The organism is Roseinatronobacter sp. NSM, assembly GCF_052379845.1.
Taxonomy (GTDB): Bacteria; Pseudomonadota; Alphaproteobacteria; order Rhodobacterales; family Rhodobacteraceae; genus Roseinatronobacter.
Genome location: NZ_JBQTCF010000043.1, coordinates 1 through 23,406, shown reverse-complemented (window position 1 = coordinate 23,406; position 23,406 = coordinate 1). Strand labels below are relative to the sequence as shown.

Annotated in this window: 28 protein-coding genes; 6 read left to right on the top strand and 22 right to left on the bottom strand. The window is 64.4% G+C overall.

Going from position 1 to position 23,406, the window contains the following annotated elements:
• Positions 1-80 precede the first annotated feature (80 nt).
• The 13 genes from ACTZWY_RS17735 to ACTZWY_RS17675 all read right to left on the bottom strand — a co-directional run bounded on the left by ACTZWY_RS17735 (position 81) and on the right by ACTZWY_RS17675 (position 13,038).
• Positions 81-329, bottom strand: a complete 249-nt coding sequence (locus tag ACTZWY_RS17735) for a hypothetical protein (protein ID WP_444792044.1) — start codon at positions 327-329, stop codon at positions 81-83.
• A 165-nt stretch (positions 330-494) separates the two neighbouring features.
• Entirely contained in the window at positions 495-1,175 is a 681-nt protein-coding gene (locus tag ACTZWY_RS17730) for a YcbK family protein (protein WP_444792043.1), read from the bottom strand.
• Positions 1,176-1,319: 144 nt separating this feature from the next.
• Positions 1,320-1,610, bottom strand: a complete 291-nt coding sequence (locus ACTZWY_RS17725) for a hypothetical protein (protein WP_444792042.1) — start codon at positions 1,608-1,610, stop codon at positions 1,320-1,322.
• Positions 1,611-1,624: 14 nt separating this feature from the next.
• Entirely contained in the window at positions 1,625-2,701 is a 1,077-nt protein-coding gene (locus tag ACTZWY_RS17720) for a DUF2793 domain-containing protein (RefSeq protein WP_444792041.1), read from the bottom strand.
• A 57-nt stretch (positions 2,702-2,758) separates the two neighbouring features.
• Complete coding sequence (locus ACTZWY_RS17715) at positions 2,759-6,829, bottom strand: baseplate multidomain protein megatron (protein WP_444792040.1); 4,071 nt, start codon at positions 6,827-6,829, stop codon at positions 2,759-2,761.
• 6 nt (positions 6,830-6,835) lie between these two features.
• On the bottom strand, positions 6,836-7,300 hold the full coding sequence (locus tag ACTZWY_RS17710; RefSeq protein WP_444792039.1) for an NlpC/P60 family protein: 465 nt from the start codon (positions 7,298-7,300) through the stop codon (positions 6,836-6,838).
• A complete protein-coding gene (locus ACTZWY_RS17705; protein ID WP_444792038.1) occupies positions 7,297-8,181 on the bottom strand; it encodes a DUF2163 domain-containing protein in 885 nt (294 codons plus the stop codon). The genes ACTZWY_RS17710 and ACTZWY_RS17705 overlap by 4 nt, the downstream gene beginning before the upstream one ends.
• The gene (locus tag ACTZWY_RS17700; RefSeq protein WP_444792037.1) at positions 8,178-8,804 is read right to left on the bottom strand and encodes a phage distal tail protein, Rcc01695 family; all 627 of its coding nucleotides are present in this window, start codon (positions 8,802-8,804) and stop codon (positions 8,178-8,180) included. The genes ACTZWY_RS17705 and ACTZWY_RS17700 overlap by 4 nt, the downstream gene beginning before the upstream one ends.
• Positions 8,804-10,990, bottom strand: a complete 2,187-nt coding sequence (locus ACTZWY_RS17695) for a phage tail tape measure C-terminal domain-containing protein (protein WP_444792036.1) — start codon at positions 10,988-10,990, stop codon at positions 8,804-8,806. Before ACTZWY_RS17695 ends, ACTZWY_RS17700 begins: the two co-directional genes overlap by 1 nt.
• Positions 10,971-11,111: a DUF7697 family protein gene (locus ACTZWY_RS17690; RefSeq protein ID WP_444792035.1), complete on the bottom strand. Its 141-nt coding sequence runs from the start codon at positions 11,109-11,111 to the stop codon at positions 10,971-10,973. The genes ACTZWY_RS17695 and ACTZWY_RS17690 overlap by 20 nt, the downstream gene beginning before the upstream one ends.
• Positions 11,112-11,209: 98 nt before the next feature.
• Positions 11,210-11,647, bottom strand: coding sequence for a hypothetical protein (locus ACTZWY_RS17685; RefSeq protein ID WP_444792034.1), 438 nt, complete (start codon positions 11,645-11,647; stop codon positions 11,210-11,212).
• A complete protein-coding gene (locus tag ACTZWY_RS17680) occupies positions 11,647-12,588 on the bottom strand; it encodes a phage tail tube protein (RefSeq protein WP_444792033.1) in 942 nt (313 codons plus the stop codon). The genes ACTZWY_RS17685 and ACTZWY_RS17680 overlap by 1 nt, the downstream gene beginning before the upstream one ends.
• 30 nt (positions 12,589-12,618) lie before the next feature.
• Complete coding sequence (locus ACTZWY_RS17675) at positions 12,619-13,038, bottom strand: acyl-CoA transferase (protein WP_444792045.1); 420 nt, start codon at positions 13,036-13,038, stop codon at positions 12,619-12,621.
• A gap of 112 nt (positions 13,039-13,150) precedes the next feature.
• Between ACTZWY_RS17675 and ACTZWY_RS17670 the strand changes: the two genes are divergently transcribed.
• Positions 13,151-13,768 (top strand): hypothetical protein, encoded by a 618-nt coding sequence (locus tag ACTZWY_RS17670; RefSeq protein WP_444792032.1) that lies wholly within the window; start codon positions 13,151-13,153, stop codon positions 13,766-13,768.
• A gap of 47 nt (positions 13,769-13,815) precedes the next feature.
• Here the strand turns inward: ACTZWY_RS17670 and ACTZWY_RS17665 are convergent, their stop codons facing one another.
• The 7 genes from ACTZWY_RS17665 to ACTZWY_RS17635 all read right to left on the bottom strand — a co-directional run bounded on the left by ACTZWY_RS17665 (position 13,816) and on the right by ACTZWY_RS17635 (position 19,034).
• Entirely contained in the window at positions 13,816-14,448 is a 633-nt protein-coding gene (locus tag ACTZWY_RS17665; protein WP_444792031.1) for a DUF6441 family protein, read from the bottom strand.
• A gap of 5 nt (positions 14,449-14,453) precedes the next feature.
• Complete coding sequence (locus ACTZWY_RS17660) at positions 14,454-14,765, bottom strand: head-tail joining protein (RefSeq protein WP_444792030.1); 312 nt, start codon at positions 14,763-14,765, stop codon at positions 14,454-14,456.
• Positions 14,765-15,778, bottom strand: coding sequence for a major capsid protein (locus tag ACTZWY_RS17655; RefSeq protein ID WP_444792029.1), 1,014 nt, complete (start codon positions 15,776-15,778; stop codon positions 14,765-14,767). The genes ACTZWY_RS17660 and ACTZWY_RS17655 overlap by 1 nt, the downstream gene beginning before the upstream one ends.
• A gap of 24 nt (positions 15,779-15,802) precedes the next feature.
• The gene (locus ACTZWY_RS17650; RefSeq protein ID WP_444792028.1) at positions 15,803-16,174 is read right to left on the bottom strand and encodes a head decoration protein; all 372 of its coding nucleotides are present in this window, start codon (positions 16,172-16,174) and stop codon (positions 15,803-15,805) included.
• 6 nt (positions 16,175-16,180) lie between these two features.
• Entirely contained in the window at positions 16,181-17,284 is a 1,104-nt protein-coding gene (locus ACTZWY_RS17645) for a head maturation protease, ClpP-related (RefSeq protein ID WP_444792027.1), read from the bottom strand.
• Between the two features lie 4 nt (positions 17,285-17,288).
• Positions 17,289-18,698: a phage portal protein gene (locus ACTZWY_RS17640; RefSeq protein ID WP_444792026.1), complete on the bottom strand. Its 1,410-nt coding sequence runs from the start codon at positions 18,696-18,698 to the stop codon at positions 17,289-17,291.
• Between the two features lie 120 nt (positions 18,699-18,818).
• Positions 18,819-19,034: a phage head-tail joining protein gene (locus tag ACTZWY_RS17635; protein WP_444792025.1), complete on the bottom strand. Its 216-nt coding sequence runs from the start codon at positions 19,032-19,034 to the stop codon at positions 18,819-18,821.
• Positions 19,035-19,087: 53 nt separating this feature from the next.
• Here ACTZWY_RS17635 and ACTZWY_RS17630 point away from each other — a divergent pair, with 53 nt between their 5' ends.
• The gene (locus ACTZWY_RS17630; RefSeq protein WP_444792024.1) at positions 19,088-19,702 is read left to right on the top strand and encodes a plasmid pRiA4b ORF-3 family protein; all 615 of its coding nucleotides are present in this window, start codon (positions 19,088-19,090) and stop codon (positions 19,700-19,702) included.
• Positions 19,699-19,968 carry a GIY-YIG nuclease family protein gene (locus ACTZWY_RS17625; RefSeq protein WP_444792023.1) on the top strand — a complete coding sequence of 90 codons (270 nt, stop codon included), beginning with the start codon at positions 19,699-19,701 and terminating at the stop codon, positions 19,966-19,968. Before ACTZWY_RS17630 ends, ACTZWY_RS17625 begins: the two co-directional genes overlap by 4 nt.
• On the opposite strand, the gene ACTZWY_RS17620 is transcribed toward ACTZWY_RS17625, so the two are convergent.
• The gene (locus tag ACTZWY_RS17620; RefSeq protein WP_444792022.1) at positions 19,956-21,941 is read right to left on the bottom strand and encodes a phage terminase large subunit family protein; all 1,986 of its coding nucleotides are present in this window, start codon (positions 21,939-21,941) and stop codon (positions 19,956-19,958) included. The two genes, ACTZWY_RS17625 and ACTZWY_RS17620, sit on opposite strands and share 13 nt — an antisense overlap.
• Entirely contained in the window at positions 21,889-22,491 is a 603-nt protein-coding gene (locus ACTZWY_RS17615) for a hypothetical protein (protein WP_444792021.1), read from the bottom strand. Before ACTZWY_RS17615 ends, ACTZWY_RS17620 begins: the two co-directional genes overlap by 53 nt.
• Before the next feature lie 134 nt (positions 22,492-22,625).
• On the opposite strand from ACTZWY_RS17615, the gene ACTZWY_RS17610 reads away from it, so the two are divergent.
• Genes ACTZWY_RS17610 through ACTZWY_RS17600 form a run of 3 tightly spaced genes read left to right on the top strand, consistent with a single transcriptional unit; the run spans position 22,626 to position 23,396 of the window.
• Positions 22,626-22,838: a hypothetical protein gene (locus tag ACTZWY_RS17610; RefSeq protein WP_444792020.1), complete on the top strand. Its 213-nt coding sequence runs from the start codon at positions 22,626-22,628 to the stop codon at positions 22,836-22,838.
• Between the two features lie 44 nt (positions 22,839-22,882).
• The gene (locus tag ACTZWY_RS17605; RefSeq protein WP_444792019.1) at positions 22,883-23,101 is read left to right on the top strand and encodes a hypothetical protein; all 219 of its coding nucleotides are present in this window, start codon (positions 22,883-22,885) and stop codon (positions 23,099-23,101) included.
• A 10-nt stretch (positions 23,102-23,111) separates the two neighbouring features.
• On the top strand, positions 23,112-23,396 hold the full coding sequence (locus ACTZWY_RS17600) for a hypothetical protein (protein ID WP_444792018.1): 285 nt from the start codon (positions 23,112-23,114) through the stop codon (positions 23,394-23,396).
• The last annotated feature ends 10 nt before the right edge of the window (positions 23,397-23,406 follow it).

Sequence of the window (23,406 nt, the reverse complement as noted above, 5' to 3'; positions counted from 1 at the left end):
ATTCTTGCAGCCTAGCAGGGAACTCTTTGGCTTGGAAACTGCTTTGCCAGCATTGCCCTGAGCGAGTTGGCCGTGGCGCTTCACCTGCAAGCTTGCGCTTGCTTCCTCAGCACAGCATAATCCGACAGCCACTCGGGGATCACCGCGCCTTCCGGCAGTACCGCCAGTTCCGCCGCCACGCGCGCTTGCTCCGCGGGAGTATATTCCACCACCGGCGGGCAGGCGCTGGGGGCTGTGTCAAAACTGCCCCCCTCGCAGCCGGTCAAGAAGATCATCGCGACTGCGAGGACGGCGCGCGGCCGCGTCCAGCATTTGGCGTTGAATTGCATGGGATCGCTCCAATGTGTCCAGCCGCTCGGCCGCACGGCCTGCGCGCTCTCCTGATCGGCGGAGGTTGAGGATGAACAGGGTGATGGTGAGCGCGGCGAGCGCCAGACCCGCCGCCCGCCGCGCCCAAGGTCGGGCGATGATCCCGACCACGAGGCTCCCCCACATCAGCGCAGTCCCTTCTTCCAGTCATCAACCCGCGCCCAGACAGCGACCGCGATCCCGCCCAGCGCCAGCGCAATGAACAGCCAGCGCAAGGTGTCCAGATAGGGCAGCAGCGGTAGAACAGCGCCCTGCGCTTCGGCCAGCACCTCTTGTGCGACCTCGACACCCGCTGCGCCAACGGTGGCCACCCCGGCCGCCCCGGTCCCTTTCAGGGTCCGGCTCTGCGCAATGGCTTCGCGCGCTGGGCGTGTCTCGGGCGCGAAGCCCGCAGCCCGCACTGGGAACGGCTCCCCCCAGCTGCGCGCGGGGCCGAGATCGATATGCATGAAGCCTGAGCGGGGATAGGTGCCGAAGCCGAGGAAACCGACCGCGCGGGCGGCCTCGGCGAACGCCACCGGATCATGGTCCGACATGGCGATATCAAAGGCTGTGCCGTCCATGTGCTTTGAGCGCGGTGCACCACCGACATTGCGATTGTGCTGGGGCGAGCGATAGGCCGAGCGTACGATCAGTGGTTTGCCCAGCCGGTCGCGGAGGGCTTGCAGCTTGTCGAGGGCTTCCGGGTGCAGCTTAATCTGACCAGTGCCGCGGCAGGCGATTTCAGCAGGCGAGAAGTTCTTCCAGCGCCAGAGGCGCTCGGGCACGTCGCGGAAATGACGAAATGTACGGATGGGGTCAGACATGGGGTCTCTCCTATGGGTAATGGGCATGCGGAATTGGCCGCAGCCCGAGCGGGCATCGGCGTTGATGTGTGGGAATTGCGGGGTCGTCAGGGTAACAGCGCACTCTTTCGCGCTGGTGTGCAATGCGCGCGCTGGGCGGTGCTTTCAGTCCCCGTTCTTGCGCTGGAAGGCCGCGAAGATCAGGTTGCGCATGTCGTGAATATCGCGCTCGATGCGCGCGAGGCGGTCGTGATCAACACGCCGGTCTTCGTCGCGTCGCTTCTCGATGCGGGCGCGTTCTTCTGCCAGCTCCTGCTCAAGCTTGTGCAGCAGCGCTTCATTGGTAAACGCTTTACGCGTCACAGCCGTGGCCAGCCCTGCGATGAAAGTGAACCACACACCGATGGCGGCAGCGATGCCGTGATCGCGAAATGCCTGCAGGATCTGGTCGGTCATAGTCTCACGCTGGCTCATCCGATTTTTGCTCCCCAGAAGCTGGTCTGCTCGGCGGCAAAGAACCCGTCATGCGCGCGAAAGAAGCCCTGCAACTCGACTGTGTCGCCCGCCTCCAGCATGGCTATGCTCTGCAGCCAGAGCGCGGTCGCCAGAGAGCGATGCGTGGCGGAACTCTCCCCATAGCTGCCGCGCAGCACGTCACTGCCATTGATCACCAGCCGCCCGCTCATGCGCGCGGAGGTACTGGCATTGACCTTGAACATCAGCGTCGCGCCAAAAAGATAAGTGCCGTCCACAGGGGCCACAAACTGGTTGGCACCAGCGTCAAACGCCCCTTGATCATTATACTCAGTGTTGTTGATGCCGATCTTCGTCCAGCTGCCCACGCCCACATAGTTGTCGTAATTGGTGTAGCCCTTGAAGCGCGGCAGGCGAGGCTGATCGAGAATGCCCGTGCCCGTGTCTGCGCGCAGCGCGTCATGGAAGGTGCTGCCATCGGGCGAGACCGCGAGGCGGAACTGGTCGGTGCCGAACAGCCCCAAGAGCGCGCGGGTCGAGAAGCCGGTCTGGAACAGGAAGCCCAGATCGTTGGCGCTGGCCTCCTTGTTCAGGCTCTGGATCAGGCTGCCGCTGCCGCCCGCGCCTGTGGTCAGCGCGGTCCAGAGAGCCGCGTTGATCTGTGCGAGGAAGGGGTTGGAACTGTCCGCAGTTGCGCCAAGCCCGATCCGGGTCAGCTCCTGCAGCGCGCTGGGCGTGGTTCCGACCCAGCCAGCACCATTGTAGACCAACAGCACAGCCTCGTCCTCGACCCATGCGCGCCAGCCCATACGCGGCGGCAGGCGCAGCCAGGCCCCGTCGGTCCAGAGCGCAACATTCAGATCCCATCCCGCCCAGTCGCCGGTCGCACCAGAGGCGACGATATAGCGGTCCCCCTCGCTGGGGCTGGGCGGGGGCGCTGTCAGATCGCGGTCCAGAACGGAAAGCTGCACCAGACCGTCGAGCAGCCGCAGCGCCTCGTTATGGGTGACATGCTTCTGCGCCTGCGCGGCCATGAGATATGGCAGGCCCAGATGGGTCGTGGTGTCGGACATAGTGATTTCCAAGTATTGAATTTCGAAGGGTTCGGAAGACAGCCGCCCTAAACGAGGTCAGAAGAAGAGGGTGACCGTCCGCGCTGCCCCGCGCCCGATCAGGGTGGAGAGTTGCGCGATGCGGATCGTGAGCGTGTCGCCGGGCCCGAGCAGCGCGCGCCAATCGGCGATCTGATCTGCCCCGGAATAGACTGCGCTGGTGGTACTGGCGCTGAGGGTGCGTTTCACTGTCGCGCCGTCGAGGATATCGACTTCGTATGCCTCAAACTCCTCAGACACTGCGACTTCGCCCATGCCCCAATTATCAGCCGCCAGCGCGCGCGAGCGGCGTGTCCAGCGGATGGTCAGATCACCGAGGATCCGCGACCTGCGCCATGGCTGCTCGATATGCGCGACAGAGAAAGGCCGCAGCCCAACGCCCTCGGGCGTGAAACTGGCCGCGAGGTAGCTGTCATCACTGGGCGGGCGCGCGGCAGGCCCGATGCGCCAGTTCCACGGCAGGCCCAGATCGGCCTCGGAAATCGGCAGTGAGGTCAGGCTGTCATCAAGGATGGCCACGCGCGCGCCCTCGGGTGTCGGATTGCCCATCGCAGCTTCCGTGCCGCGCTGACCGCGCAAGAGACGCGTCAGGCGATAGCGCCCCGGGGCGATCAGCTCGGCAGACCCGGCCTGCACAATCTCCCATTGCCCCGCGCCGGTTTCCACTGCAAGCGCATTGGCCCCGCCCAAAAGCGCGATGTCCGTGACGCTTTCCAGCGTGCCCGAGAAGAGATCAACAATCAGGTCATTGCCCAGATCGAAGCGGGAGGTGGGGCCCGCGTAAAAGTCCGCGGCCAGTACGCCCATGCGTGCGCGGCGGCTGAATGTGGTCAGCAGCTCGAATCCGTCATTTGCGGGGCTGCGATAGACCGCCATCTCTCCCGGCCATGGTCGGGCATGGGCAGCGAGCAGCGGGCGATGCGGGGCAATCTCCTCGCGCAGCTGGGGCAGGTCGAGAAACAGCACATCGGCTGTGCCAAACACCATGGGCGTGGCCAGCGTCGCAGGCCGGGGATTGCCGGGTGGCAGATCATAATTCGCGCGGTCCTGGCGCAGCGCCTCGAAGCTGCGAAACGTGGAATCCGCCACCGAGACCAGCCGCATATCGATCTGCCGCCCGTCATGCGCGAGCGCGATCACATCGCAGGGATCGAGGGCCAGGCGCGAGGGTGGCAGGCGAAACACGGCCGTTTCGCGGCCTGACCATGCTTCCATCAGGGCCCGACGACACCGGCGCTCGGCTTCTTCAGGCGGCACGGCCATGGGAAAACTCTCAAGCGCGATGCGGGAGGTGTCGACTGTAATCCGCTGCGCCTCGACCTGTGCGGCGTCATAATCCTCATCCGCGCGCGCGACCTGCCATTTAAGCGCCTGTGGCAGCTCGGTTTCCTGCGCACGGGTGAGTTCCAGCACTTCGGCACCAGACCCGTCATCGCCGCCTGCGCCAGTCCCTGCCGCCACCATATACTCAGCGCTGATCACTGTGGCAGCAGCGCGCCCGCGCATGACGAAACGGATGACACCCCCAGTCTCGACCGCATCAAAGCCGAAATGCCGTGCCAGCGTGGCGATGGAACTGCGCGGGGATTCCAGCGCTGCAATGACATAGCCCTCGACCGCGCCCCAGAGGCCAGAGACATCGATGCGCTCCTCGGGCAGCCCGGCGCGCAGGCAGAGATGGCGAACCAGCGCCGCGAGCGAGACTGCCCCCAGCCGTCTTGTCAGCCAGTGCCCCAGCCGCCAGTTGGGGCCATCCGTCCACACCCCCTCGAGCGCCGGAAAGAACGGATAGGGCCGCGCGTCCCATGTCCAGGCGGCGCATTCGGGCACATGGACCATCCGGTCGCCATAAACCGACGACACCGGATTGTTGTCTGGCTCGCCCCACCAGAGGTAACTCGCCTCGAGATAGGCGCGCTGGATCGCATCATCCCGCCAGCCGCGCGAGAAGTAGGGCACGAAGCTTTCGGAGGATTTCGGATCAAAGAACACATTGGGCTGGTTCGTGCCGCGATCGACAGCCGGACAGCCGAGTTCCGTGAACCAGATCGGCTTTGACTGCGGCGCCCACGCTGTGGGGGTCGCAGTTTCCACGCCAGCGGGACGGTTGTAATGCAGCTCGGACCACCAGCTGCGCAGATCCTTGTAGCGAAACACGCATGGCTTGGCCGCAGAGCCGTCCTCGATGGGCGTGCGCAGCTGCGCGGCGCGATCACTCGCGCTGATATAGAACCAGTCGAACCCTTCGCCGCCTGCAATGTTGGACTGCAGATAGGCGCGCTCATGGATTGCGGGCCAGCCCGCCTGCGCATCGGCATGGTCAAACCCGTCGCGCCAGTCCGAGAGCGGCATGTAGTTGTCGATGCCGATGAAATCGATGTTTGGATCGGCCCAGAGCGGGTCGAGGTGGAAAAACACATCACCATTCGGCGGGTCGCTCGAACCCGTGGCGCTCCCCGCCTCATCATCACCCGGTTGATGCCCGAAATACTCCGACCAGTCGGCTGCGTAGCTGATCTTTGTGCCCGACCCGAGAATGGAGCGCACATCCGCGGCCAGATCGCGAAACGTCTGCACGGCCGGATAGGTGGATGCACCCGAGCGGATTTGCGTCAAGCCGCGCATTTCTGTGCCGATCAGAAAGGCATCGACGCCGCCTGCGACGGCGCAGAGATGCGCATAATGCAGGATCATCCGGCGCAGGCCCCAGTCACCTGCGGGGCCAGTCCAGTTCACACTCTCGCCGAGGAGGGTGAAACTGGCCGGTGTTGCGCTGCCGAAGAAACTCGCGACCTGCGCGGCGGCTGTGGCGGTCTTATCAACGGTCCCGGCAAAACCTGCCGCTGGCGAACAGGTGATCCGCCCACGCCATGGAAACTTGGGCTGGCCGATCTCGCTCGCATTGTCGCTATAGGGGTCCGGCAGCGTGTTCCCTGGTGGCACATCCATCATCAGGAAGGGATAGAAGGTCACACGCATCCCGCGCGCTTTCAGCTCCCGGATTGCCTGCGCCACCGCGAAATCCGCCGGTGTGCCGCCATAGACAGGACGATCCTGATCATCTCGGCTGACCAGCTGCGCTGTCAGGCGCGTTACGCCATTCACGATCCAGCTGGCATTGGGCGTGGATTTGTCGCTGAATTCCACCTTTGGTCGGATCGTGCATTGGCCTGCGCGCAGATCATCGCCGAACCAGGATACCACAAGGCTGACGCTTTCGACGGCAGGCACCATGGTCTGCAAGCGATCCAGCGCCACGATCATATCAGCTGTGTCGGCCACCGCATTGGCATTCTCGGCACTGCTGGTGCCGCCTATTGTCGTGTTCAGGAACGCGTTGGTGATTGCACGCCCACCCTCGGTTTTGCGCACGACATCTGTCGCATAGGTGAACTCGCCAGCCGAGGGGATCAGCGTGACAGCGCGGGTCAGCCCCTCGGCGGTATCGGGATCGGCCAGCGGGCGGAACACTTCAAAGGTCAGTTGCGGGATGCGGTTGCCGTAATCGCCGAGCGGCAGGTCGTCGAACATGACATAGGCCGTGCCGCGATAGGCGGGCGTGCGTGCGGCACCCATCCTGGCGATGATGAAAGGATCAGGCTGCTGCGCGTCATCGCCGGGATACCAGCGCAAAGTGATGCCCGAGAGATCGAGCGGTTTGCCATCGGCCCAGATGCGGCCAATGCCGGTGATCTCCCCTTCGGATAATGCGACTGCGAACGACGCATAATACAGGTACTCGGTGGTTCTGACCTTCGGACCACCACCCTTGCCACCGCCGCGCTGGGTTGTGGTGCGGGTTTCCTCGCGGAAATCCGTGGCCCAGATGATGTTCCCGCCGATCCGCATGCGCCCATACACGCGCGGGATCACGGCCCCTTCGGTCGAGGAGGTAATGCGCAGCGTGTCGAGCCGCGCGCCCTCGATCCGCTGCGCCGGTGACAGCGAGGAAATCAGCCAGCTGTCGATGGCTGAGCCGACAGTGGCCCCGATCATCCCGCCGATCGCGGCACCGGACAGACCAAGAAACGCTCCGCCAAAACCCAGACCGATGCTGGAGCCGACAGCGCCAAGGACCAATGTTGCCATTTGCAGTCAATCTCCGGCGGGAAACAGGAAGGCAAAGGCGATGCGCCGTCGCCAGGCGGGTGTCAGCGGCTGCTCGATCACGCCGAGCCGCTCATAGGCGTGGATGAAACTGTCCGGCCCGGTGAGGATTCCGACATGCTTGGCGATGGCGCGGGGCATTATCCGGAAGAGGAGCAGCGCGCCGGGTGGCGCATCAGCCACTGGCACCTCGAACATCATGCGGCGCGCGCCTTCCGCCAGCACTTCGCGCGGACCGCTCTCGCCCCAATCCCGGCTGTAGGGCGGGATCGGGAACGGCTCTGGCCCGACAACCTCGCGCCAGACACCACGCGCGAGGCCGAGGCAGTCACAGCCGACTCCGCGCAGGCTCGCATGATCATGATAGGGTGTGCCCATCCAACGGCGTGCGGCGGCGATGACCTTGCTCGGATCGGCACTTCCAAGCTGGTTCGCTGTGATCGCATCCCTCACAGCACACCACCTTCATGGCCACCATCGCGCGAGGCGTAGCGCAGGATCGTGTCCTGCCCGGGGATGTGGGGAAAGCCCCGGAAATTCGCGACATTGCCGAATTTGGCGCTGCAGGTCTCGATCCGCTTGTCGCAGCCTGCTTGGATCGTGAAACTGTCGCCCTCGGTGACAGCGCGTACAGGTGCTTCGAGAAGAGTGAGAATTGCCACGCCATCCACGAGGTCATGCGCCAGCATCTCGGCCCGCCGCCCGGCATTAGCACCGGAGACCCATTCTACCGTTCCAAAAGCAAACCAGCCCGAGGTAAACCCCGACAAGCCAGAGGCCGTGAAAGCCCGGTCGCGCAAAAGGTCGATCACCGCGCCATTTCCGCGATACTCCGCTGCATCGAGGTTCACGCCGCAGCGCGCATCCCCCAGCGCCGCATCGCAACTGGCCTGAAACGTCCGCCCGACTGTCTGGCCCAGCACATGCGCGAGGCTGCGCACTTCTGCCACAAACGCCATGCGCCCGCGCCGGATTTGCCCGACAGCGCCCCGGCGCATCAGCACGCGCTGGCTGGTATCGGCCCAGTTCACCCGCCACAACTCGACCTCTGCTGCATCCCAGCGGCCATCGAGAATATCCGTCTCGGTGATGCGGTCAGACGACAGCACGCCTTCCGCATCCTGCGCATCCACCGAGAGGTCCGATCCGGCGCGGATTTCCGAGGCCGCAAAGCCACTTTCCGGCTCGAACTCGGTGCCCTCGAACACCAGCACGCGGTCATGATCGGTGAAGCCGAAGCCCACGCCATCGGCGCGGGTGATGCGCCAGCACCAGGCGAGCGTGGTCGTGCCGTCATCGAGATGCGCCTGCAAAGCAGAATCGAGCAGTTTCATCGCCGGATCTCCAGCAGCGGAATGGAGGTGATCGAGCCCAGCCGCTCGATATCAAGCGTAACGTCCAGCGAGTCGCTGTCGAACCTGACGGGCACATCGAATTCGAAGCCAGCGGTGATGGCGATCCCGGCCGCCGGGGCCGTCCCGAATGTCACCACGCCAGTCGTAGTATCGACCGACCAGCCGCTCGCCTGTTCAACCCCGCCCAGCGCAAGGCGCAAAGTGCCTGCGACAGGTTTGGTGATTGCGCGCGTCCAGACCTGTGCGCCGGAACTGTAGCGTTTCAGCAGCGCGAAGCTGGTGACGCTGCCATTGCCCGTGCCGATGGGCTGGTCGAGTGGTCCGGGCGTCTGCGAGGGCGCGCAGGATTTGTAATCCGACCAATCCCGGAAGCGAAACCCGTGCAGCCGGCCATTGCGGGCTTCAAAAAACGCCACGACAGCGGCCAGATCATCCGCGCGGCGGATGCCATAGGCCACATCATAGCGGCGGCGCGAATTGACCCAGCTTGCGTTGCGTTCCTCGTCTCCAGAAGCCAGTTCGACAATCTGCGTGCGTCGTTCCGGCCCGCCGCGCGCGCCGCGGCTGATATTGTCGGGGAAGCGCACTTCGTGAAACGCCATCACATGCCTCGTCGCCCGAGATTGACCGCACGGGCGATATCTGCTGCCACTTGCGTGCGCGATTGCCGGAAGCTCTCCGCGTCGCGCGCCATAATGGTGACATTGACTGTCGTACCGCCATCGGCCCGCGTGCCGCGCCCGCCATAGCCCGCCGCTTCCCGCCGTGAGAGCACGCGTTCCCCGCGTTGCAGGATGACAGGCACTTCGTCGGGTTTGAGGCCCGCCCAGCCGCCGGAATGCATCCGCGGAACACCTGCGAAAGCCATAGCAGGCACCATGCGCCCCGGGGCAGGAGCACCGACCACACCGCCTGCGTGGAAGATATTGGCAAAGAGTCCTCCAGCCCCGCCCAGCACGCCAGAGAGCAGCCCCGCCAGTGGCCCAAGGATAAATCGCCGCGCGGCCAGCCGTGCCAGATCAGCGATCATCGAGGTGACCAGATCGCGGAAGTCGAGTTTGCCTTTGCGCACGAAATCGGCGACGGCGTTCTCAGCGGCCCCGAACGCGCCCACCAGCGCCTGACCGATATCCGCACCGATATCGCGCGCCTTGTCTGCATACTCAGAAAGCGCTGCTGTGACGGCGGCCCAGCCAGTCAGCGCCTCTGTCGCGCCACTGGCCGTGTCCGATCCAGCCTGACGCCCGGCAGCGCCCGCGCGGCCTGCTGCTGCTTCGGCCTGATCCAGCGCCTCCGACATACGCTGCGCCCCAGCCGTAGCGGCATCCAGCGCATCTGCGCTCTCCTCGCCCGACCCCCGCACTGCTGCCAGAAGAGCGGCCATAGCCTCGCGCGCACCATCAAAGGCGCTGGCAAGTGTCGCATCTGCCCGGGCGCGAAACCCTTCTGCGGATCGCTCGGCGCGCAGAATGCCGGCATCGAAACTCGACACCCATGCCTGCACGCCCAGCGCGTCGATCTGGAAACCTGCGCCGATCACATCAGCGATCTGATTAAACCCCGGCGCGATCCGGCTCAGGAAATCCGCCCATGTCTGGCCCAGAAAACGCATGAGCCGCAGCCAGAGCGCTTCAATATCCGCGCGCATGGCGCGAAACCGGTCGCCAAAGGCTGACATCGAGGCCGCCATGCCGTCCCAGACAGCGCGCGCGACGTTGCCCATCAGTTCCAGCGCTGCCCCAAACCCGCCTGCGCCAGAGACCAGTCGCCCGAACTGATACACCAGTTCGCCTGCGCCCACGATCAGGGCACCGATGCCCGTGCGGATCAGCGCGCCGCGCAGGACCACCAGCGCCGTGACAAGCCCGCGCACGGACAGCGCCGCCGCCGCCAGTCCTGCCACCCAGCGCCCGGCCATGAAGGCGGCGAATGTGCCCGCGATGCTGACCAGACGACCGAGATTGTCGAACAGCCCCCGGATAGCCATGCCCAGCGGGCCGGTTGTGCGCGCCACCGCCGCCATGGCATTGGCCACAGCTTCGAGTGCGGGCGCTGCGGCCACAGCCAGCTGGTTCGAAAGCCCGCGCCAGATCAGGCCCAGCCGCGAAATCGCGTCATTGGTGCGTTCGATCTGAGCGGCATCCTGATCGGACACTACGACGCCGAAATCGCGTACATCCTGCGTGGCCTGGCGCAGCGTTGCACTGTCGATGCGGCCAAAGACCAGTGCGGCGCGATCGCCAAAGAGCTGCGAAGCGACAGCCGCGCGTTCCGCCTCGGGCACAAACTGGCCCAGCGCCTCCTGAATGGTCGCGATGCGCGCATCGAGCGGCAGGCGCTGCAGGTCTTCCGCCGAGAGCTGCAACCGGCGCAGGGCCTCGACAGCAGGCCCAGTGCCAGAGGCGGCCTGTGACAGCCGCCGCGTCAGCTGGATCGTCGCCTGTTCGACCTGACCCATCGAAACGCCTGCCAGATCGCCTGCGCGTTCCAGCACCTGAATACTGGCAACGGTGGTATCGAGCGAAGCGGCCAGTTTGGCTTGCGCATCCACTGTTTGCAGGCCAGAGCGGATCATGGCGACGCCCGCAGCGGTCGCAGCCGCAACAGCAGCCGCTGCTGCGAGTTTCACCCGCCGCGAGAAGGCCGCCAGCCGACGGTTCGCCGCCTCCATCTCCTGGCTCAGCCGCCCGAAGCCGCGCTTGCCAGCCTCGCCGACGCCTTCCAGTTCGGAGCGCACTTGCCGACCACCGACAGCCGCAAGGCGGACACTAACGCGCTTCTCGGCCATCCTGTGCTTCCATCTGTTCGTTGAGTTTGAAGACCATCACGGCCTCGATGCCGGGCAAAAGTTCGGCGAGGACCAGAGGAGGAACGCCCAGCGCGCGACCCAGCGCCAGTGCGGCACTCATATCCCAGCCGATCACGGCACCGGGGGCGATGCGCAGCTGGCCACCAAGGCGGCTGACCAGATCCCGGACCTGCCAGCCTTCCTGCGTGAGGGGGCGGTTCAGCCGCGTGGGGCAGTCCGGGCAGGTTTGCGTGCACGCTTGGCAGTAGCGTGCGCCCCCCCCGAATTCCCACTCGGCAAGGGCGCAGAGGCGTTTTTTTCCTGTTCCAGCATCAGACCCTTGGAGACATAGCTCAGCTGGAAGGCCTCGAAGATGGGCCAGATATCGAGCAGGGCGTCGATGGCCTCGGGGCTGGGATTGATGACATTGCCATCAGCATCGCCGATCCCCTCCCAGGCGAGTACGGCCCGCCGCGCGAGGGCTTTCGCGAAAGCCATGGCGCGCTCCTCGTCGGACGCGTTCTCTGGAACGGCCTCGACCTCCGGATCGGCACGCGTGGATACCATCAGCGCAGTGGTCAGCGGGCGCAGCTGCACCCGCACGCCGGGGGCGAGATCATGCCAGCGCGGGGCATTGGTCAGATCAAGAGTGAGCATCAGTAGGTCTCCACTGCATTTATAAGGGTGGCCGTGCACATTCGACCCTCGATCGCATCCCGCGCGGCCTGCCAGTCGAATGTGGCCTGCACGCCTTGTGGCCCGGAAATCTCGATGCGCGGGCGGGGCAGATAGACAGCATGCACCGTGAAAGTGAAACTCTCACCCGAGGGCAGTACATAGGCGAATTCCATCGCGCAGGGATCGCCATTGATGGCCTGCGTCACCAGTGTCTGGTCTGCGAAGCGCACCTCGATGCGCCCGGTAAGTGCGGCAATCGACGGGTCAGCGCCATCAATCCGCCCATCGGCGCGGATGGTCTCGATCCGGTCGAGATTGTTGGCATAGGTGATTTCGGCCGAGACGACATTGCCCAGCGCTGTCCCATTGCGTTTGATCGAGCCGTTGAAATGGCCGAAGCGCTGCAGATTGAGGGTGGCGGGTGTGCCTGCGCTGGTGGCAGTGCCGACCGTTTCACCCTGCGCCACCAGCCTGGCAGTCGCTGTCAGCAGGCCCGAGCGCTGCATCTGCCATGACAGCTGATCCAGCACACAGCCGGAATACATCGCATAACGCGGCACTTCGGGCATGCCGGTCTCAATGGACATTGATGGCAGGGTCCAGGCCCCGGACTGGAACTCATGGCTGTAGGGGGCTTCCGCGCCAGTAGTCGTCGGGTTGCCAAACGCTGCCTTCAGCCAGAAGCCGAAGGCCTGTGCATCAATCGGCACCACCACATCGCCGTCCGCGGTCACAGCATCCTTGATCGGCGGCAGCGGATCGCGGCCATAGCCCAGCAGCTCGCTGTTCAGCAGCGGCTGTTCCGCGCCCAGCGTCGCGCTGGCAAAGGGCATGCGGGTAAAGCCGCTTGCGGGCGGGGTGCCATAGGTCGTCTCGAACGCAAGCGCCATCTGCGCCCGCGCGCCTTGCGCACGTGCCATGGTGTGTCTCCTCGGATTGTCGGATTGGGGTCAGGCCAAGGGATCGGCCGTGGAATAGTGCAAAATGACCGGAATGACCGCCGCCTTCAGGCTGGCCGCGCCCTCGACTGGCAAATCGACGGGACGCGGTGCTTCGGCCTCGACCCAGTCGCAGAGCCCACCCAGCGTGCGGTCCGCAGAGATCACGGCGCCAATGCTGGCGCAGAGCGCATCGAAACTGGTGTTTCGACCCTCACCTTGCACGACCGCCTCGATTTCGGCGCGGTGCTGGTAATGGTAGCGCAGCGGCGACAACGTCACGCCGGGCTCACCTGGCTCGCCATCGCGCAGGATCAGACGGCCCGCAGCAGGCAAACGCTCTGGTAGCACGTCACCGCGCAGGGCGGTTGCTGGCAGAGCGGAGAGCCGCGCGTGCAGCGCGGCGAGGATGGTTTCGCGATGAGTAGTCATTTCCGCTTCAGGCATAGTAACTTCCGACGGAGCTTGCGCAAATGTCTTGGCATGTGACCACTAGACCGTTAGCCCATATCTCTTGATGTGAAGAAATAAAGAGGTGCCTCGAATGGACATGGCGTCCTATTTGTCGGAGATCCGTCACGCGTGTGAGACGGTCTTTCCTTCCATTTGGACTGAGTGGGACGCCGTTGAAGCGCTTAAGGGAAAAATAGCCTCTCTGACGGCCACTACCTTGGAGGGATACCGCCGCGCGGAGGCATTTCAACAGTTCGAGGATCCTGATGACTACATGCTCGGTGTGGGAATCCACTGGGACACCTATTTCGGGCCGGACAAAGAAAGATACCACGCGGAAGCATATCTTCCCAACCTTGAGCAGCAACGTGACGTCCGCGCGTTCGCCTGCACGTCGTTGGCCGGGTCCGTTCTACAGTTCGCCAAGCAGGGCATTTCGCTCGTACACGGCGGGGTTCAAACTTGCCCAAACGGCAGAATCGTTCATGGCGTTGAGCTTAAAACAGTGATTTGGCAGGGGCGAAACCAGTCGATGCACTGGGAGGAAGGACAGATCAGACCAGCCGTTAGGCAATGCTTCGAGGCGCTGAAGGCAGCGGATCCTGCGCTGGGGGATTACCTCCAACGGAATGTAGCTTTCGAAGTCGTAAGGCTTCTCGAATGGCGTGAATTTTCTGATTTCGAAGCAGACTTGCTTCTGCTGGCTTGAGCAGGGCGTCGGCGTCAGAAAGCTGGTCCTGACTGGCAAGGCACATCTTAAGTCACTTTTCCCTCCACCCAGTTCGCGACGATCAGCCCAGGCAGGGCGTCCTGCGCGGTTTTTGCATCCCGCCCGAGATCCAGCCGCTTCGGCAACTTGACCTGTGGCACCAGCAGGAAGATCGGCACCGTGGCAACGCCCCGCCCTGTCTTTGACCTCGAGGCAACAGCCCGCCCGCGTGCATTGAGCCGCCCTTCGGCGACCAACAGGCTGGGGCCACTGCGCCGATAGACGAAGCGCAGCCGCAGGCCTGTGCGGCGTTCCCATTCGCCCGGGGTGATCTTGCCCCCGCGCAACCCGCGTCCGGCAGCTGGTGTCGGAATCGTCAGCCAGAACCCGTTTTTCGAGCGGATGAGCGGCCCGGTATCATGTGCATTGATGATGGTCGGGGCCTTTGACCAGACCAGCGAGGCTGCGTTCAGGCTGGGTTTGCCCTTCGGGAACTGTTCGGAGCGGATTGTGCGCGCGAGCCGCTGACCCAGCCCCGCGCCGGTGATCTGCGCACGCCACGAGCTCTTGAGACTGTTGCCAGCCTCGCGCGTGGCAGTACTGACAGCGCGTTCGCCAGCCTTGATTTCTGCTGCCATCATGGCGACGAGGTCAGGGGTAATGTCGAGTTTCAGCTTCATGATGATCACGCTGGTCGCAGATCGACCGTCCAGACCAGCCGCTCGCGATCCCGAACTGGCTCGCCCTGAATAAGGAATGCCTCGCCGTCAATCTCAATGCGGTCGCCCGGGCGCGGGTTGGTGATCTCGGCCACGCGCAGATCAACGCGCGTGGTTTCAGACCAGAGCCGCGCCTCACCGAAGCTGGTGACCTCATCCGCGCGGCGGGTGACCACGCGGATGAGTTGGGGAGCGCCGCCCTCGGCAATGTAGACAGCGTCCCGCGCAATATTGCCATCGGCAAACAACCCATCGATGGCGGCGGAGAAGGCCGTCATCACGTCCGCCTTGCGCTGCGCAGCACCTGCGGGCGGGTGCAGATTGGCAGCGGATTGCTCTCGATTTCCAGCCGCACCCATTCGTCGCGGTCGCGGTCGGGGATCATGCGGGCGTAGAGTGGCAGGCCGAGGGTGTTGACCGTCTCGAAGGTGTCGGCGGGGGCGAAGTAGATCTCGAACAGCCCCTCGACGCCTTCGGGATAGAAATACGCCTTGTCACTGGGCACGCCAAAGCCAAGCCCGCCCCGATAGCGGCGGAAGGTGATGCCGCCGAAGCTGACCTCCTCGCCCACGCGCCCGCGCAGATCGGCGGCGGCGGCGGTGTTGAGATAGGTCTCGCGTACCTCCTTATGGGCCACCAGATCGGCGAAGAAGGCCGAGCCGCATTCGGCGCGCAGCTGCACCTGACCGGCCGCCAGCCCACCAAGGCTGTCCTCGACGCTTTCGATCATCGCCTGGCAGCGCTTGCGCAGTGCACCCGAGGCCGGAGTGGCATTGTCGAGGTCGAAATCCACCTCGGCCGACGGGGTGATGTTGAATTCAGTGTAATAGTTGATCACCGTGGCCCCGTCCTTGGGATCCTTCACCACACCCTGAATGCCGTTGAAGAGGTGGAATTCAAACGTGGCCTCGGCGTCATTGCGCAGCCGCCCCAGCTTGCGTGCGACCTCGGTCTGGACCTGCTGCACGGCGGTTTCCGAGCCGAAATCACGGATGCCCTGAATTTCCGAGGCCCAGAGCACATCCTGCTTCTTGAACTGGCGCACGACAAAAGCGCGCATTTCGCGCCGCTCGGGGATCTGGCTCTCATAGGCCGAGCCACGTTCGGAGAACGGGATAAGCTGCAGCGTGCCATCCCGGCTCTCGATCATGACGGTGCGTGTGCGCACGCCGCGCGACCCGAACAGCGCTGCACCCGAGAGGATCGCGGGTTTGAAGGGGATGTTTTCGAGCGCGCGGGTCAGCTCGATAATGGAGAAGGCATCGCCTTCAAAGATGTCCATGGTGGCCATGGGAATGTCCTTTCCGTTAAAGGGTCAGCGCTGGAGGATGCCAAGGGCGGTGAGCGCCGCGATGGCGGTATTGGTCTGACCCTCGGTAATGCCCTCGGGCCAGATGATCTCATGGCGGTTGACAATGGCGGGGCCGCGGACCAGCACCACAGCGGGCGCGTCGGCATCCGTGGCATCGGCCTGACCCCAGAGGATCCCGGCGGCGTTCTGGCTGCCATTCGAGGCGCCGGGGGTGAGCACAGTGTATTTGCCGCCCGAAGTCACCTTGCCCAGCACTGTGCCGGGGGCGAGTTTTCCTGCGCTAGAGGCAAGGGTGACAGTTTCGCGGGTATAATCCCGCAGGACTTCCCAGATCAGGAAGCCACCGGGATATTGGCCTTTCACAAGCGTGGTCATGGGGAATTACCCTTTCAGTTTGAAGGTGCGGGCGATCACATCGCCCCAGGGGCGGGCACTTGGGCCGGGCCCGGGTTGCGGATGGTGCGAGGTGATCTGCGGGTCGGCTTCAGCCTTTGCGGCGAGCAGTTTCGCGCGTACGGCATCAACGCTCGCATCCTCTTCCAGAAACCGGCCTGCCATCTGCGGCTGACCTGCGAGGCGGCAGAGGTCGATCACAATGCGCGCATGGGCGATGGCCTCGGCGCGGATGGCGCTGGCATCGGGCGCAGTGTTGGCGTCCGCAACACTGCTTTCGGGGCTTGCGTCAGGGGGCGTAGTGGCTGGGAGGATGTTGGCACCTGCAACACCCTCGCTTTGCGCAGTCGGCGGCAATGCAGCCTGCGCTGGAGCGGTGGTGTCGCCTGGAGTGGTGTTGTCCTTTTCAACACCACTTTCGGCCTCCGCTGTCGCGCACTGCTCCGCCGTCTGATCGTGGTCACCCTCAAAACCGTTGGAGGCGACGACGGTTTCCGCGACGGCCTCGACCAGTTCGGGCGGCGCATTGCGAAATCGGCCAATGTCGAAGCTGGCAGCAATGCGCACGGGCTCTGCCATGCGGGTGGCCAGACCCAGATCCAGCGCGTCTCTGGCATCAAACCAGGTCTCGGCTGCCATCAGGGCGGCAATCTCCCCCTCGGGCTTGCCGGATTTGGCCGCATAACCGCGCGACATGCTGGCGGCCATCTTGTCGAGCGCACCTGCCATGTCGCGCATGTCGGCCGCCGTGCCCATGACAATGCCGGAGGGGTCATGGATCATCAGGAAGGCATTCTCCGGCATGATGATCTCATCGCCTGCCATGGCGATGTAACTGGCGGCCGAGGCGGCAATACCATCGATCCAGACCGTGACAGTCCCTGCATGCCGGGACAGTGCATTGTAGATCGCCACAGCATCGAAGACCGAACCACCGGGGCTGTTGAGCCGTAGATCAATCGGTGCGCCCTCGGGCAGCGCACCCAGTTCGGCCAGAAACCCCTTGGCGCTGACGCCATAGGCCCCGATTTCGTCATAGATCAGCACTTCCGCCCCGGAGGCCCGGGCGCGGATCGTGTACCAGCTGTTCATGGTCTTATTCCTTTGAATTGGCGCTGTCGTCGCCCGAGTCAGGCCGCCGCGCAGGCGTGGCCCGCGCGCCTTGTGTTTCACCGGGGCGGGTGCGGTAGTGCAGCCCCAGATCAGCCGCGCGTTTCGCATCGACTGCATTCTCGCGGTCGACTTCCTCGACATCGTAGCCCGTGGCCTCGACCACCTTGCGCCGCGAGGTGATGCCCGCTTCCATCGCAAGCACCTGCGCCTGGATGTCCTTGAGCGGATCGACCCAGTCCCAGCGCGGCGGGATCCATTGCACCATCCGCGCGGCCGCCGGGTCTGACAGGTCCAACCGCCCCGACAGTTGCGCCGTTTCCAGCCATCGCGCCCAGATCGGACGGCACAGCTGATGCGCGATCACCCCGTGCTGCAACTGCTGCACGCGGCGGCGGAATTCGACCAGTTCAGCCCGCAGGCTGGAATAGTTGGCCTGCCGCACATCGCCGGTCACCAGGTGATAGGGCAGCCCGAGCGAGGCCGACACCGCCAGCAGCGTGCGGTACTGAAACGCTTCATAGCCTCCGCCCACATCGGCAGGGCTGGAGAATTTCACATCCTCGCCCGGCAACAGCACCTGCATCGTGCCGGGCTCGAGGCTGGCAATGGCCGCGCCATCAAGATCAGCGGCCCCTTCGCCCAGCATCGGCTCTTCGGGTGCGGTCTTGGTGATGAAGCCTGCAAACATCGCCGCGGTCTTTTTTCGGTCGAGTTCCGCATCATCATACTGATCGAGCAGAAACAGGCGCACCATGGCCGGGGCCACATGCGGCAGGCCCCGGATTTGCCCCGCATCGATGGGTCGGTAGATATGCAGCACATCCTCGGCAGGCACGCGCACGGTTTCGGGAATGGCCACGCGCTTGTCCGTGCTGTCACCGGGATGGCTGCGGCGGAAATGATAGGCCACGCGCCGCCCGATCAGGTCAAACTCGATGCCGCAGCGGATGCGGTTGCCATTGGCCGCTGTCTCGGTCTTCTCGAAGGGCAGCATCTCGGCCTGCAGCAACTGCATCTGCAGCGGCACCAGCAAACCGTCTTCGGCACGGCGTGGCCGCAGGCGCACAAAACACTCGCCGGCGACAAACATCTCCCGCGCGACCATGGCCTGCAGACCGTAGAAATCGGTCAACCCGTCGGCATCGGCTTCATCCTTCCAGGCGAGCCACAGCTTTTGCACCCGGTCGCGCAAGCCCGCATCCTCGATCAGCGAGGACGGCTTGATCCCGTCGCCCACCAGGTTCGACGCAAAGGCCTCGCAGGCATTCGCAGCATAGCCATTGGTTACGACCAGTTCGCGCGCCCGGGCCAGCAGCCGTGGCCCGCCAGAAGAAATCAGCGCGTTGATATTCTCCAGCGGCGGGTTCCAGCCGCGCAGCCGGCGCTTGGACATTGCGCCTTCGAGCCGCGCGCGCAGTCCGGAGGGACCGTGGCTCCGGGGGAGCCGCGTAAGCCCGGAGGACGCGGGGCCGCCCGACCCGGGGCGGCGAAACCTGTCGAACAGCCCCATGGATCACAGCCCCTTGGTCGTGGTGATGCGCACCTGCCGCACGATGCGTCGCCCTTCTCCTGCCGCGATTTCGCGGTCCAGCGCCTCGATGGCCCGGTCAATCTCGGGCACAGAGCGGTAGTCCACCGTCTTGCCGTCATAACTGACGCGCGCCACACCCGAGGATCGCTGCGCGGAAAGCGCATCGCGGCGGGTGCGGAGATCGGTGATTGTCGGCATACGCGATTTTCCGTTAATGTGCGGCGATTGCAGCAGGAATATTGCCAACGCCCATGATCGAACCCATCGCCCGCATCAGGATCGAAATCGAATACACCGACCCGCTGGTCTGGCGGGAGCTGGACGTGCCGCTCTCGACCACCTTGGCCATGATGCATGACATCATTCAGGTCGTGATGCGCTGGTGGGATTACCACCTTTACGAATTCGAGATCGGGGACAGGTTTTACGGCGTGCCGTCTTCTGACGACGTTCTCTATGAGCGCAAGGTCTACAAGGCGAGCGGGCTCCGTCTTGCAACCGTGCTGAAGCGTGGCATTCGGGAATTCCTTTATGTTTATGACTTCGGCGACAATTGGCGTCACCGGATCACCGTCCTCGACGTCCGGCAGGGGGACGCCGATGTCGAATACCCACGTTTCATCGCCGGTGCGCGCCGCGCGCCACCCGAGGATGTCGGCAGCATCAGCGGGTTTGAGGAGTTCCTCGAAGCGATAGCCGATCCGGAGCACGAGCAGCACGAGCGGATGTTGGAATGGTACGACGGGCCATTCGATCCCGCTGACATTGATGAGCGCCGCCTGCACATGATCATCAACGATTTCGCAGCGCGGCGACGTGGACCCTTGATGAGCCATCGCGGCACGGGTCGCAAAAAGCCGTCATGACCGGATTTGTCTATGTTCTTGGCAGCCAGACCGTGCAAGGCTACCGCACCTATGTCGGCTGGACCCTTGATCTCGACCGCCGCTTGGCCGAGCACAACTCGGGCATCGGCGCCAAGTCGACACGAGGTCGAAGCTGGTGCCTGATCTATGCCGAACGATTGCCAACCCGCATTGAGGCCATGCGCCGCGAATGGCACCTCAAGCGTGATCGTACCCTGCGACGCCGTCTTGCGCAGTCGGCGCAGGGTAATGATCACCCCATGTAACTCGACCGCACCGTCCGCCGCCGCATAGTTGGGCGCGGTGGCACTGCATTGGCCATGTCCGTTGCAACGGCACCCGTTTCAACTGCCAACTGCCGCTCCAGTTCCGCCCACCGCGCTTCTGGCCAGCGATCCGCCCCGGCAATCCACGCAGCGGCGCGCGCATAGACCCGGCAATCCAGCGCCTCGTTGCGCTCGCGCAGCTTCTGCCATTCGAGCTTGGTGAAACCACGCTTGGATTTCACGGTAATCAGCTGCTCCGCAGTGAGCTGCTTCAGCCACTCCCCATCAGCCCAGATCGGCAGATGCACCGTTCCCGGCGGGAACGATGCCCCGGCGTTGATCTCTTCCGCCGTTGGCCGGTTCTGCCGCAAGAAGCGATAGGTTTCGGCCTTGAAGGTCGAGGTCGCCACGGACCACAACCGCGCCCCGTGCCGTAGGCGTTTGCCGCCCACTGTGGCATCGACATAAGTCGGGCCGGTTACAGGACTGGAGCGGTTGAAACCCTCGAGTCCTTTCACCGGGGCTATCTGCGCGAAACCCACCTGCCGCGCCCAAGCGTAAACCGCGCTGGTCTCGTAGCCCGTATCGATGGCCAGCCGCGCGATGGTCAGGTGCTGGCCGCTCTCATGCGCCCATGTGCGCCCGAGCAGATCGGTCAGCGCCTGCCAGCAATTCGGATCGCCCGGGCCGCCCTCGAGCACGATGTGATCAACAAGCCAGCTTTCCAGCCCGCGGCCCCAGGCCCAGACATCGATCTCGATCCGATCCTTCTGCACATCCGCCCCAGCGGTCAGGAACAGCCCACCAGCCGGGACTGTGCCCGGCTTCCAGTCTTCCCGCCGTTCCGCCAGCCGCTGCCAGTCCGGGGCCTCGCCGGTCTCGAACCAGGTCTCGCCCAGAATGGTGTTCCGGAATGCCCGCATGGCCTCGTCATTGCCTTGTGCGGCCTCCCATGCGCGCGCAATCCGCGCCCAGCTGAGCCAGCCGATGGGCGAATAGAGCGCCGAGAGGTGATATCCGACAGTGTGCGGGTCCGCCGATGTTGCCATCGCGCGCCATTCGCCTGTTGCCAGCATCGCCGTCTTGTGGTGCTCCGCGATCGGTTTCTCGCAGCCCTCGCAGTGGTATTCCGCCGTCTCCGGCTGGCCCTTGTCCCAGCGCAGGCGTTCAAACCGCAGCCATTGCTGATGCCCGCAATGCGGACAGGGCACGAAATATCGCCGCTGGTCACTGGCCTCAAACTCGCGCTCGATGCGCGACAGCCCCCGGATGGTGGGTGTGGAGATCAACAGCGCCTTGCGCCGATGCGCGAAGGTCAGAGACCGGGCTTCAGCCAAGCTGACCGGATCGCCTTCCTCATCCGCCGAGGCCGGATAGGCATCAACCTCGTCGAGAAACAGATACCGCGCGGGGGTCGAGCGCAGCCCAACCGCCGAGTTCGCCCCGGTCATGATCAGAATGCCGCCCGCGAATTCCTTGGACAGCATCGTGTTGCCGGCATCGCGCGAGCGTGCAGGCTTGATCCGTTCGCGCAGTTCCGGGCTTTCCTCGATCAGCGGATCGATCCGCTGGCGCGAATTGCGCTTGGCCAGCTCTACGGTCGGCTGGACCGCCAGCATCGGCCCCGGCGCATGGTGCATCACAAACCCGATGAAGCAGTTGCCAGCCTCTGTCGCGCCCACCTGCGCGGCCTTCATGAACACGACCCGCTGCACAGGGCTCGAGGGCGAGAGCGCATCCATGATCTCGCGCATATAGGGCGTTCGCGCAGTGCGGTACCGCCCCGGTTCCGCTGACGCGCGCGACGACAGCCAGCGATGCCGGTCGGCCCACTCTGACACCGTCAGGTCCGGATCCGGGCGGATACCGCGCGACCAGGCGCACAACAGGTCCTTTGCACCGTCGAACCCTGCAACATCGTCACCCAAGGCCGCTGCGGATATCGGCAAGGCTGTCGAGTTGGACGCGGACATGGGCTTCCAGAACTTTCTGCATCAGCGCCGCCTCCACTGTGATCTCCTCTCCCAAAGCTGCTGCCAGTTCCGACGCCATCAGCGCGGCGACCCGCGCGGGCCAAGTGACCCAGGCATCGCGCTCCTCTCGCGCCAGCCGGAACATCAGGGTTTCCGCACGCGCGCGATCCACCAACTCGCCTTTCAGCTTTTGCAGCCGGATGCGGCGTTCCTGCGCCTTCAGCACCTCGTTCGCGGTCTTGGCCTGCAGAAAGGTGGTGCCACCGCCCGCGACCGGGGCGGCCAGACCTTCCTCGCGCAGGGTTTCGCCAACGGATGCAACTGCTGCCTCGGGGACTGGCTTCAGCTTGGGCTTGGCTGCCGTAGCCGGTTTCGGTGCCGCACGCGATTTCGCCGGGTCGGTCATCGCCGCACGGCGCTGGTCGGACGCCTCTGCGTCGATGCTGCCGTCCGCATGCAGGACCAGCCGACCGGCTTCCTTGGCCTTCTGGATCGCCCCGCGCGACAGGCCCACGCGGGCGGCATATTGGCGTTCGCTCAGGCCCTGCATGGCGCTCTCCTGTGCGCGATAAAGCAATGATATTGCTACGATTTAAGTTGATTACACTCCGCACAAGAGCGATTCTGTGGATGACGCAAACGGGTGCATCGTACCGTCCCAAACCACCGCAAGGAGCACTGACCATGGACATTGCCATCCCTTCCGATACCACGCGCATTTTTATCGACCGCTCGCGCTTTGTGCAGGCGATGAGCACTGCCGCGCTGCAAGGTCACCTCAACGACGTGAACCTCAACGCCGAGGTCTTTGAGATGGCGGGCCGGATCGGGATCGACTGCCTGACCATCGAGTTGGCCGATGTCGTCCCGGTCCTGAAACAGCACGGGCTCATCTGAGCCCGCGCCAATCCACCCAAACGCAACCCTGAAAGGCCCGCATCATGACTGCCATGACCACCATCCGGATTGACCACACCGCACTGCCGGACCCGCTGAACCTGAGGGGCCTGGACGCGGCGGCTCGCATGATCGCCGCTGCGTTGCGCGACGAGGGCATCACTGCGGAAGCCTCCGACTTGATCTCGCATATCAAGATCGAAGTCCCAACCACCCAGCTTTTGGCCACCAGCACCATGCTGGCCAGCCTGCAACTGATCTGAGGGCGCGACCATGAGCACACGCGCACAGATCACCATCGAAATCGGGCCCGGGAAATGGGCCCACATTTACTGCCATTACGACGGTTACCCGTCGCATATGCTGCCCGCGCTCGCTCCATGGACGCCCGAGGACATTCTGGCCGCCCGCGAAATCCGGCAGGTCCGCGCCGGTGAGATCGAAGCTTTCGACACTCCCCGCGACCCGATCATCCTGCCGCGCCCGACGCGCCAGTTCTGCCACCTTTACCTCTGGCAGGACGGTGGATGGATCGAACTAGGGCCTGTGGACATTTAGGATTTCCAAG